Source organism: Mycoplasma sp. 4079 (assembly GCF_047785185.1).
Classification (GTDB): domain Bacteria; phylum Bacillota_I; class Bacilli_A; order Mycoplasmatales; family Metamycoplasmataceae; genus Mycoplasmopsis.
The window spans coordinates 21,062-34,118 of the sequence record NZ_JBLNNG010000006.1 but is presented as its reverse complement, the minus strand read 5'-3'; the positions used below and the strand labels follow the sequence as shown (position 1 = coordinate 34,118).

Genomic DNA, 13,057 nt, shown 5'->3' with positions numbered 1-13,057 from the left:
TTTTTTCTTGTGTTTGAAATTTTTGGTACTCTAATTTTACTTACTTATTTTTTTAGCTCCAAAAATTCTTTTATTTTTTCTTTACTATCTCTAATATTAATAGGGATATGCACAACCTTTTTTGACCTAAAAAAATCTTTTGTGTCTCAATTGTAGTTGTTTTGGTTGTCTAAAATTTCTTTTGTAAAGTTATCCACACCCCTAATTTTTAAGAATTGTGACCTATTTTCTTCATCTATTTGCATATGATAGACTGTAGAGAAAAAGATTGAAAAATCGACTATTTTTGTATATAAAATTGGTATTTCTACAAAATCGTACTGATTTGATTTAAGGTGCTCAAAAATTACTTCAAAAACATACTTTTCAAGTATTTTTAAGTTATTTGGATTTAAACTTACCCATTGCTTAATAAACGGTTTTCAAACTTGATTATTTTTGATTAAAAAACTACCGATTTTATTGTTAATTTTGTTGATAAAATCAGTATTTTTTTCATATAAATCATTTACAAATTCATCAAGATTTAATGATTTGTAACCTAATTCTCTTGCAGTATTTAAAAAGTAAGTTTTGCCAGAGCAAATTCTACCTACTATTGCTATCATAATTTAGCATACTTTCTTTTAATCTAACTAATTCAAGTTCATCAAGAATAGACATTGCATTTTGTAGATTAAGTTTTAATAAGTAGTTATCTTTTGATTCATTAAAATCTGGAACATTTGTATATAACTGAGCCATTTTATAACAGAATAACCCTTGGTCATATCCGGATTCTAATTTTGTAATAATTGATTTTGTAAAATTATCAGCTCAAGTATCTTTTTGTTCATATAAATTAATGAAACTTTTGTATTTATCAAGAATACTGATAGCGGTTTTTTCTCCAATACCTTTAATACCTGGCAAGTTATCACTGCTATCTCCTGCTAAACCTTTATAATCAGGAACTTGATTTGGATAAATTCCATATTCTTCAGGATAAATATCTAATGTTAATAAATCAAATTTATTTTTTTTAGGTCTCTTAACAATAACTGATGTGTGTTCATCAATTAATTGATGTAAGTCTCTGTCTTTTGAAAAGATAATTTTCTCTTCTCCTTGAGCGACATTTTTAACATAAGTTCCGATTAAATCGTCAGCTTCATAACCGGTTTGCTCTTTTCAAGGAATTTCTAAAAGAGTTAACATTTCTTTAATTTTGTCCATTTGAACAAATAATTCAGATGGAGCTGAAGCTCTACCGCTTTTGTATTCATCAAAAGCTTCGTGTCTGAAAGTTTTTCCTTGACTATCAAAAGCTATAAAAATGTGTGTTGGATTAAATTGGTTGAATATTTTTAGAAGTTGATGGAAGAATAAGTTGATTGCATTAGTAGGGAAACCTGTTGAAGTTCTTAAAATGTCATTAGGATTTCCATAATATGTTGCATAAAATGATTGAAAACTTAAGTAGTTTCCATCAACTAATAAATGTAAGTTTTTGTTATCCATTATCTACCTCTCTTCAATCACTAAAGTTATAAAATCCTTTACTAATTTTGATTAAAATCAACATTTTTCTAGGTCTTGTATCATTAAGAATTTCAATAGCTCTATTATTAAAGCCAAAAACTGTTACAGATTTTGTTGAATCTGTTACCGATAATCTAGGTCTACCTTTAGCATCCTTAGTCACTTTAGTTAACATAACTTCAATTCACTCATATTGATCTGTAAGCTGATCTAATGTTAATGTATTGTGTTTGTTTGAAATATTTGAATTTAAGTTATAAATGCTTCCTAATAATTGAGATTCATATTGAATTTGTTCATTTAAATCACTTGGTACGAGTTCAAATTCAATTTGCTCAATATTTTGCATTTTAATAAACTCTTGGAGTTGTTGTTTTTTATCGCCTTCAATTTTCTTATATGAAGCAACAAATAAATCATTAAGTTGCTTGCAAATGATCAGTCCATTTAATAGCGTTTGCATTCCATAAAATTCTCTAAATGCATTAGCTTTAATAAGTGTTTCAATATTTGACTCAGTTACATTTCCTAAATTTCTTAATCTAAGATATGCGACTATAAAGTTTTCATATTGGCCATTTTGATTTCTTTCTTCAAGTATTTTTTCAACAGCACTTTCACCAATTCCTTTAATCATATTTAATGGTAAATAAAGTTCATTATCAACAATTTCAACCATATTTGATGAATTGTTAATTTCAGGTGATTGAACTTTTATATCTTGGTCACTAGCTTCAACGGTGTATTTTTTGATATTTTGCTGGTCTGATGATGAATTTGAAATTAACACTTTATAGAAAATAAGTGGGTAGTTTGCTTTATAGAAAGCTAACTTATATGAAATTAATGAATAAGCAACAGCGTGTGATTTATTAAATCCATAAGCAGCGAATTTTTCAATATTTGAATAAATTTTTTCTAATAAGTCTATAGAAATATTGTTTTGTAATCCACCTTTGAAAAATTCAGCTTTATAGCTATGTAATAGCTTTTCATCTTTTTTAGAAATTGCTCTTCTAAGTAAATCAGCTTGAGCAAAAGACATATTTGCAACTTGCTGTGCAATTTGCATAATTTGCTCTTGGTAAACAATAATTCCAAATGTAGGTTTAACAATTTGATCATATAGTGGATGAATTGTTTCGATTCTGTTTTGGTTTTGTTTATTTTTACCATATGTACCAATAAATTCCATTGGACCAGGTCTAAACAATGAAACAATTGCATAGATATCATCAAATGAATCAATTTTAACTTCTTTAATTGTTCTTTGCATTCCTATTGATTCAAGTTGAAAAATTCCATTTGTATGTGTGTTATTAAGTAATTTTTTAGTTTTATCTTCTAATTGAACTGAATAACTATCTCCTATGACTTTTTCAAAAGTCTGTTCAGGTTCTAATAAATCTTCAATTTCTTTGAGAATAGTTAAGTTCTTAAGTGCCAAAAAGTCAATTTTAATAAGACCATATTTTTCTAGATGGTTTAATGTAAATTGAACTTGTTGAATTAATCCGTTATTGTAAATTGTGGGAATAAGTTTATTAATTTGTTGATCACAAACAATAATACCAGCAGGGTGTGTTCCGATTTGTCTTGGTAACCCCTCAATTTTTGAAGCATACTCGTGTAAGTTAGGATATTTATCTACATATGATCTATATTTTGGATTAGTTTCATAAGCATCAACAAGACTTAAGTCAGTTGACTTAATTGCATTACAAATTTTTTCAACTTCTGAAAGTGGTACATCTAAGTATCTAGCAACATCTCTGATGCTGTTTTTTAGTGCTAAAGTTTGAAACGTTGTAATTAGAGCAACATTTTCTTCTCCATATTTATTTTTAATGTATTCTAAAACTTCATTTCTTCTGTTATCTTGAATATCAATATCAATATCTGGAAGAGAAACTCTGTCAATATTTAAGAAACGTTCAAATAGCAATCCAAATTCTAGTGGATTAATATCCGTAATTCCTAATATATAAGAAATAATTGACCCAGAAGCACTACCTCTACCTGGTCCTACTTCAATTTTATTTTTCTTAGCTCAAGCAATTGCATCTTGAATAATCAAAAAGTAGTTAATAAAACCTAATTTAGCAATAACAGAAATCTCATAATTAACTCTATTTACAACAACATCTTCACCGAATTTGTAAATAAGTTCTTTGGTTCTATCATTAATTAATAATTTTTTAAATTCTGCTGCTGCATTGTCTGAAAATTTAGCTAATTTAATTGAATTATTAGGTTTAGATACGTTGCAATTTTGTGCAATGTATAACATATTTTTATATACATCTTCGTGAAGATCTTGTCAATCTTCTTCATCTAAATATTCATTATATGTTTGAGTTTCTTCGTTAATTGAACCAATTTTTTGAATAACTCTGAGGATTTCATTATCCTCAAAATTTAAAACTTTTTTAGCTGGTGCATAGACAGTTTGATATTCAAGTGGAGTTTTATTATTTAAATAAAAATTACTTAAATATTTATCAACTGCAATACCTTTAGATCTATGTCCTAGGTATTGATGGTCAATAATGAAAATATCTGAATTATCAAGTTCATGGTATGAAACTACTTTACCTTCAGATTTAGCATAAATAAGTTGATTAATAAAAGCGTATCCATTATTGTTTTTAGCTAATACAATAACAGTAAATCCTTCTGACAAATCAAGTTCAATACCAATAAGGGGTTTGATATTAAACTTATCTTGCATATTTCAATAATATTGCAATGCATATAAGTTTTCCTTATCTGTTAAAGGTAAGAATTCTAAATTATTTTCAACTGCTAATTTAATGAGTTTTTCAACTCTGATAGCAGAGTTTAAAAATGAATATTCAGTATTTGTGTGAAGATATATTTTTTTCATATTTAAATTATATTTTTCTTTTATCAAACTAACAGAAAATACCTGATTTTTTTAATTAAATATATCTACTAAATTCATAAAAATTTCGTTAATCACCCTATTTTATGACACTACAAAAATCATTTTTCTGTTTTAGAAGCAAAATGTGTAAGAAAATATGAAAAATATAGTTTTTTATAAAAAAATTACATAAAAATAAGATATTGAGATTAATAAGGAGTACAATCAAGATATATTAGATATTTTTTAAATGTCAGTCAGGGTGAGAAATGTTGAATTTTAAGAGAATAAAGAATAAACCTAACAAAATGTAAAGTTTGTTGAATAGATTTTTACATAATATATTAGTGAATGATTATGTATTGGGAGATGTTTATTATGCATAGAAAGTTTTTATTATTAGGTGCTATTTCAGGTATATTGCTTTCTTCATTGACAATGGTAAGCTGTTCAGAAGAAGATGAAAGTAAGTTTTTCACAAAAGAAGAAAAAAAGATAATATGAGGGGGTGAATATAAACCTGAAGAATTTTTTAATGAGTCTTATTCGCTGATAAGTGAAATTAATCAAACAAATGAACTTCAAACAGAAATTAAAAAGATTATTGAAAATATATCTATATATTTAAAGAATTTGTTGTTCATAAATTCTAATGATAATAAAAATGAATCGTTGATCAATTTTGTTAATGAAAGAAATAAAATTCAATTTTTGATTTCATCAACATTAAATTCAATTGAAGAAAAATATGCGTTATTGAAACAATTAATAGATACAAATACCGAAAAAGAGCAACCAAAATCTGAATACGAATCATTTAAAATTGAAAAGTTAAATGAACTAAAATCTAAATTATCTCAATATGTGGTTGAAACTAATTTTAATGAAACAATTTTAAACAATTGGTTGGATATAATTAAAAAAATAAACAATGAAAAAACTCAAAAATATAACTTGAGCAGAAAATTTAAAATTAACTTAAAGTCTTTTAAGAATTTTTATAAAAATTTTGAATGAACATTTGGTAGCTCTATATCTAAGTTTGAAAAAGATATTTTCCAAAACAGAAGTGATCAATTTTGATTTTCTGATATCTTATTAACAACATTAAACGATAAAGTTGTGAATAGAATATTTTCAGAAACAACAAATAGTAAAACAAAAGAAGAATTTGTCAAATTAGCAGGTAAATTTATAAATTTCTGAAAATTCAACTATGAAGAAGATAAATTTATTAGTGATCCTAATTTATTAAGATTAATTAAAAATGCAAATATTTGATCAATTAATTATTGGGACTCACTAAGCATAAGCAATGAATTAAGCAAGAAGGTTGAAGTAGATTTAATAAACAATAAAAAATACTTTTTTGATCAATTGATTTTTAACGACTGCGATTACAATAAAAATGAAGCTATTCAAATAATTAAAAAAGTATTGCAACTTATGCCGTCTGAGAAAGAATTTGAAGTCGATTCCTCAGGAAAAGATGATTGAAATATTTTCGCTGATCAGATAGTAGATAGAAGTCATATTTGAGTTAAAGAGTGAGCTACTACTGAATTTTGAAATTATTACAATAACATATATTTAAATGATATCTCTAGAAAATGAGAAGAATCAAATTTTTGATCTTTAAATACACTAAATACAAATGGTTTCAAAAATCCACAAAATAGAAAATCTAAATTCTATAATAATGTAATGAATAAGCGTTTAGATGATCTTAACCAAAATATCACAACCTTATCAATTGCACTTGATTGATTTAATCCTGATGAAGATATTTTAATTTGGTATGATCCAGAGGATGGTATTGATAATTGGGTTACTAATTCTAATATAAATCCATTTAATAATTTATATGTAAAAAATAATAAAGGTAATAAAGTTTTTATTAAAACTCCTAAAAATATTTATTCAACTTTTATGAACAAATTTTTGAGAATATGTCAGTTTATATTGAGGTTTTATCGAATGTCTCCATGATCTATTTTGAATCTTGAAGATTTAAGTCATTATGAAGAATTAATTGATTTAGCTAAAATACCAAAAGAATTACTTGAAAAGTCATCTGAAGATATGAAAGAAATATGAGCTGAAATACAGAGCAAGCCAGACTTTACTAAAGAAGATATGGAATGATTTAAAATATCTTATTACTTATCTACTTATGGAGAAAATGTTGAATATTTAAAAGAACCAGGATTGGAAGGTTTCAAAATAAAAATAAGACAAGGTGACTATTCGCATTTGGGCAATTTATATAATATTTCATATTCATTTACAGAAGATGAAATAAATAATATCAAGCAAAGATATTTCACGGCTGACGAAATGATGAATTCAAACAATAATAACAGCAAATTCTATGAATTAATTGAGCAATTGCAACATATTAAAAATGTAATTGAGACAAGTAGGAACAACAAAAATTCAAATCATAAGTTTTTCAAACACTTGAAAAATTATGCTGCTAAAAATATTAATTTTAATGAATGATTAAAATTAAAAGAAAATCAAAACAATTATTTTGGTAATGATGTTAAATCTAAAACTAATTACCAAATTGATAGAACAATTGAATTTCTAAATGAATTAATCGCCATTCTTAAATCTAATTAAAAAATACAAGCAAATAATTACAGTTTCAGTCGTAATAATTGCTTGTATTTTTATTTTAATCTCTTGGGGCTAGTGTTATTTGCTCATTTTCTATCTTGTATTCATACTTTTCTGAATCAATTTTGTACTCATATTCATCAAGTTCTGGGAACTTAAGTCTAAGAATGTACATAATAAGCTCATAAACCATTATCATAGCTCTAACATCGTTTTCACAGTACTTTTTAAGTTCAGGAACAATGTCATTTTCTCAATGTGAATCCCCAATTAGTTTTGCGTGTCTAATTTGCGCTTTTTCCATTGCCATAGTACCTTTTTGAATAACTAATTCTGAATAAGGTGTAATCAATGTTTTGAGTTTTAAATTGTTATGTGTAATGTATTTTTCAACTTTCTTAATGCTACTAAATCTTAGTAGTTCATTAATATAACAAATTCTATCTAATGCAAATTTTTCAGTATCGCTATTAATTAATTTAACTAATTCTAATGTTTCATTGCTTGTATTTTCTTTAAATACGATGAAATATTTATCTGAAATTAACCTAGATTTAAGTTCTGTTGATGTTGATTTAAAAATATCATTTAAGTCGATTGCTAAATTGTTGATTTCATTAATTGCTTGTTTGAAGTTTCCTAATGTTTCAAAATGCAAGTGAATTTGCTCTTGAATTTTTTCATTATTATTTTTGTATTCAATTTCAATTAAATTAAGAATTTCTTTGTTTCTTGTATTTTCATATGTCTTGTTATATACAACATAACCTTTAGCATCTTTATCGTGAATTATCTTAAACATATATATTGTTTTAGATAAATCGAAGTTTTTTGTGTCTATGACAAAGTTCTCTTTGTAAGTTTCTTTGCCATTTTGAGTTTTGATAACAGATACTTGGTTAACGATTTGCTGATATGATGATGTACCGGGGATAACTGGATAGATTGATGAAAAACCTTCATAGTCATATCAAACAATTACTGAGTCTTTTAAGTGAATTTTAAAGATTTTATCAAGAGCCGCTTTAACATTTATTGCATTTATTTTTTCATATTTGTTAATTAGCTCAAGTACTTTATCTTCAGATTCTTTAGTTATTCTACCGAATGAATAAGGCATAAAATCTTTTCCATAAAGATATGCTCTAATAACTAATTTATCAGGTGATTTGAATACATCTGTAGGTATATTAATAAGAGAACTATTTGAAATCTTTGAGTTTTTGTATGCATTTATATAATCATTTAAACTATTTATTAATTCAAAATTATCTTCAGCATCTTTGCTAAAACAATATCTAAATAAGTTGTAATCAATATTAGATAATTCGGGTGCTAAATAATAAGAATTGATGATTTTGTCAATGTAACTATCAAATGGTTCGTAGTAAACATATGACTCAGGTGAACTTCCTCTCTTGTCTTTTGTAAGAAAAACACCATTTGATTTTTCTATTAATGAATTAACTGATTTATAGATATCATGAGTTTCTTTTATTTGGTCTATAAATTCACTAAATATCTTAATTACATTAGGTATTGCTGCAAATTCTTCTAAATTAAGTCCTAAACTTCTATCGCAATAATATCCTCTTTTAGCACTCAAAATAAAGGAATTTGAATTTTTTGTAAAGTTATTTAAGTAGTCTTGTTCATTTCACGAATCATACAATGTAAGTGTTCCTGATTTTAATAATCCGTGTTCGATTAGGGTGAATAAATTATAAAATTCATCTTCGCTCATTCAATCTAATTTATCAGATTTATTACTTGGTTTTGAAGGCGATTTTATCTTTGTCATTGCTGAAAAGACTTCGTAAAAGTCAATCTTGTCTTTTTGAGTTAATCTAAGTTTATTAACAAATGGATTAATAATAATTTCGCTAATAGATTCAAGAGGAATATTTTCTTTTTTTAGCACGTTGTAGTTATAAAAGTTTTTTTGATATAAATCTTTCTTAGCTTTATCGACATATGATAAACCTACATATTTTTTAAGTTTTTTATCATATATAAGCGCTGATGAAGTTAAATAAAATACATCATTTTGATTCTCGATTTTATAAGCAAATACAGGTTCAATAATTACTTTGATTTTGTCATCATTTAAGTAATTAAGTGTTTGTTGCAATTTAATTTCTAAATTATCAATTTGTTTAATATAACCAACTTCATTTGGTTTATAGTTGTGTTTATTTAAATATCAATTGTATGCATCCAATTTAAATTGCAAGAATTCAGAAATGTTAACTTTAATAAATTCAACTTGTTCGCTGTTTTCTTGTTTTGCAAAAATTGAACCTAATTCGTGTAAGAAATTATTGCTTCAAACAAGTTTGTCTGAATTTGTATCTAGTTCCATTTGCAAGTTTTGTTCAGACATAAATTCAGACACTTTATTTGCATCAATTGCATTTTCACTAGATTCATCCTCATCGTCATCTAATTCATCAATATTGCCGAATTTAATATTGCTTAAATAATCATCCATTGATACATTATATTTATCAAAATAAGCTGATTTTTTAATTCAATCAACTAAGTTATTTGAATGAAAAATCAGTAAAGGATTTTTGAAAAAAACTTTTAGAAAGTTGTTTGCAGTTATCTTAATAATATTTTTTTGCTCCATATTTACACCCCTTATTTTGATTATATCAAGTTGTAGATATTTGATTGTAACTTCTGTGTTTGAACCATAGGGATAAATAAAAATATCACCAGAAGAATCTCTGGTAACATTGAATTATTTATCATTTTTTAAAGTATTCTTGAACTTTTTGATATTAAGAATATCCTTGAATTTGTTAAAGAAGTTTTGGAAGATTGAGAACACTTTTTTCTTAGTTTCGTATCTATTTGATGAATTTGCTCCACGTGGAAATAATGGTGCTTTGATAGCTGAATCGAAGTCTTGACCATCAAATTTTAAGCTTCCACTTTCAAGTGAGTTAAGAATGTAGTTTTTAGCTTGCTCAGCTTGAATGTTTTGGCTATTAATAATTGTGTTAATTTCTTGTCCAGCTCTTTGATGAACGAATTTTTCTCATTCTTCTCAAGTGTTGATTTCAATTTCATTTTCAGTAGCAGTCTTTGAAATATCTTGAATATTGTATTGGTCAATGAATTCTAAAATAAGATCCTTTTTGTTTCTGAGAGAAGTACTTGATTGTGCAAGTTTACCAACTTCTTTTTTAACTTTTTCAGTATCTGTTTTTTGAGCAAATCTAGTTGCAATTAATCTAATGATGTATTCAACATTAATTTCATCTTGTTGAACTAATTCGATTTCAAAGACAATATCATTGATGATATTTTCTTTGTAAACGTCATTCTTTTCTTTGTCCTTAAATTCATTTCAAATATTTAAGTAGTGAGATTGATAATCTTGCAAGTCTCTGTCAGGAATAATTTTATTAGCATCTTGTTGGAATTCATCAAACACCATTAATGTATTCTTACATTTTAAGATTTTTCCAAATAACTTAGCAAATTCTTTCTTCTTACTTTCAGGGAAGTATTCGATTCTTTGGTCTAAATTCTCAAGTGGGAATTTTTCTTTTATTTCATTAACATAGTCAACGTAACCCTTAACGTGCACACCTGTTTTCTCATTAGTTTCACCCTTTAAGTAGAAGTTATAATCTCTAAATAAAGCTGTATTAGAAGCTTCTTTATCGTTAAGAGCAAATAATGCAATAGCATCTTGAACTTCTTTTCTTAATTCTCTAAAGCAAACTATGTTTCCACATACTTTAACAGAGTTTAAAATTCTGTTTGTTCTTGAAAATGCTTGAATTAAACGGTGATATTCAAGTTTTCTATCAACTCATAAAGTATTTAATGTAGGTGAGTCAAATCCAGTTAAGAACATATCGACAACTATTAAGATATCAATATCTTTGTTTTTCATTCTTAATGAAACATCTTTATAGTAGTTAGCAAACCCTTCTGAACCATCTAATAAGAAGTTAGTTTTGAACATTTGATTATAATCATCCATAGCTTGCGCTAAGAATTCTTTATCAGTTGAATCATAAGTTACATTCGTAGGGATATCAATATCTTCTTCCTCAAAAACTCCTGATTCAGGATCTGGATTAGGTGCATATGTGAATATTGTTGCAATTCTTAAATTTCTATGCTGCTCTGCTAATTGTTTTTTGAATTCAAGGTAGTATTTTTTAGCCATCAAGATATTTTCAACTGTAAAAATAGAGTTGAAACCTTGAAGGTTTGTATCAACTTTTATTTCTTTAGCAGTGTTATCCTTGCTTTTAACCATTTCATCATAGTTAACTAATTTAGAAAATGAGTAACCATCTTTTGCTCTGGTTTTTCTATCAAAGTTTTCAAGAATATACTGAACATTCATTGCGACTCTTTTGTCTGATTCCTTGATACTTTTCTTGTCGATTCCATATATTTTCTTATCTTCGATACCAGAAGCAGATTTAAATGTATTCAAGAAATCAACTTTAAATTTAAGAACATTATGGTCTCTAATACCATCTAAAATTGTGTAAGTATGAAGTTGGTCTTTGAATATATCAGTTGTTAGCATTTGACCATTTGTTGTATTTGCGTTTTCAACAAATATAGGTGTTCCAGTAAATCCGAATAAGAAGTATTTTTTGAACTTATTAACAATTCTTTTATGCATCTTACCGAATTGTGAACGGTGGCATTCATCAAAGATGAAGACAACTTTTTTATCATATATAGTTGATTTAGGTGTTTTTTCAATAAATTTTGAAAGTTTTTGAATTGTTGTGACTAAGATTTTAGATCTTTCATCTTCGACAGTTTCATTTTCAAGGACTTGACTTAAAATGTTCGTCGATTGTACACCTTTAACACTTCCTTTTTCAAAACGGTTATATTCATTAATTGTTTGGAAGTCTAAGTCTCTTCTGTCTACAACGAAGATAACTTTTTCAATGTCATCTAATTCTTTTGCTAATTCAGCGGTCTTAAATGATGTAAGTGTCTTACCTGAACCAGTAGTATGTCATACATATCCAGTTGCATCTTTTTTACCTCAGTTGCCTAATGAAGACATCATTTTAATTTTTGAAATGATTGCTTCAGTAGCTGCAATTTGATATGGACGCATTACTAATAGTTGTTTATTTGAATCAAAGACACAATATTTAGTAAGAATATTTAATAATGTGTGTCTTGAAAAGAATGTTCTAGTAAAGTCAATAAGATCAGTTATTTTTCTATTCTTACCATCTGCTCAATATGATGTATATTGGAATGATTGTTTACTTTTCTTAACAGCTGAACCAGATTTGTTTGATGAAGTTTTTAAATCCCTAGTTGTATTTGAGTAGTATTTTGTTTCAGTTCCATTACTAATGACAAAGATTTGAATAAATTCAAAGAAACCTTCATCAGATCAGAAGCTTTCACTTTGGTATCTTTCAATTTGGTTGAAAGCTTCTCTGATGTCTACACCTCTTCTCTTAAGTTCGACATGAACTAAAGGAAGACCATTTACTAAAATAGTTACATCGTATCTATTTTTATATTTACCGTGGTCAGCTTCATATTGATTAATTACTTGAAGTATGTTGCTTTGTGGATTTTTAAAGTCAATTAATCTAATGTTTTTAGTTTGAAATTCACCATTAGGTAATTCTCTTTTAAGAGGGATAATGTTATTTTTTTGAATAATTTCAGTTTTTTCTTTAATACCTTTACCTTCTCCTGAAACTTCAGAAAGAATCTGTGTTCATTCACTATCTGTAAAAGTAACTTGATTTAATCTTTCAATTTGCTTTCTAAAGTTATTTTTAAGTTCTTCTGAATTTTTGATTTGAATATACTCATAACCTTGACTAGTTAGAAGATTAATAAACTCTTTTTCTAAATCTGCTTCTGACTGATAATTTGTAGGTCTTTGTCTTTGTTTTTCAAAATCAAACTCAGCAATAACTGTGTTTTCAGGAGTATGTAATATTGCGTGATTTTCTTTTGCCATAGTAAATCCCCTTTATTTGTTGTTATATGTTGCTTATA

The 13,057-nt window shown here is 26.4% G+C and carries 6 protein-coding genes; 1 reads left to right on the top strand and 5 read right to left on the bottom strand.

The genetic code is table 4. The annotated features are described in order from the left end of the window. Positions 1-44: 44 nt before the first annotated feature. From ACMZI9_RS01670 to dnaE, 3 genes are read right to left on the bottom strand one after another with little or no spacing between them, the layout of a single operon-like run. The gene (locus ACMZI9_RS01670; protein ID WP_416099125.1) at positions 45-608 is read right to left on the bottom strand and encodes a hypothetical protein; all 564 of its coding nucleotides are present in this window, start codon (positions 606-608) and stop codon (positions 45-47) included. Beyond that, entirely contained in the window at positions 589-1,500 is a 912-nt protein-coding gene (locus tag ACMZI9_RS01665; protein WP_416099124.1) for a 5'-3' exonuclease, read from the bottom strand. The genes ACMZI9_RS01670 and ACMZI9_RS01665 overlap by 20 nt, the downstream gene beginning before the upstream one ends. Continuing rightward, on the bottom strand, positions 1,493-4,408 hold the full coding sequence (gene dnaE / locus ACMZI9_RS01660; protein ID WP_323176560.1) for a DNA polymerase III subunit alpha: 2,916 nt from the start codon (positions 4,406-4,408) through the stop codon (positions 1,493-1,495). The genes ACMZI9_RS01665 and dnaE overlap by 8 nt, the downstream gene beginning before the upstream one ends. Before the next feature lie 378 nt (positions 4,409-4,786). On the opposite strand from dnaE, the gene ACMZI9_RS01655 reads away from it, so the two are divergent. Further along, a complete protein-coding gene (locus ACMZI9_RS01655) occupies positions 4,787-7,033 on the top strand; it encodes a hypothetical protein (RefSeq protein WP_323176561.1) in 2,247 nt (748 codons plus the stop codon). A gap of 55 nt (positions 7,034-7,088) precedes the next feature. Here ACMZI9_RS01655 and ACMZI9_RS01650 read toward each other — a convergent pair whose 3' ends face one another. Both ACMZI9_RS01650 and ACMZI9_RS01645 read right to left on the bottom strand, forming a co-directional pair. After that, complete coding sequence (locus tag ACMZI9_RS01650) at positions 7,089-9,662, bottom strand: UU173 family protein (RefSeq protein ID WP_323176562.1); 2,574 nt, start codon at positions 9,660-9,662, stop codon at positions 7,089-7,091. Between the two features lie 114 nt (positions 9,663-9,776). After that, positions 9,777-13,019 carry a type I restriction endonuclease subunit R gene (locus ACMZI9_RS01645; protein ID WP_416099123.1) on the bottom strand — a complete coding sequence of 1,081 codons (3,243 nt, stop codon included), beginning with the start codon at positions 13,017-13,019 and terminating at the stop codon, positions 9,777-9,779. Between the last annotated feature and the right edge of the window lie 38 nt (positions 13,020-13,057).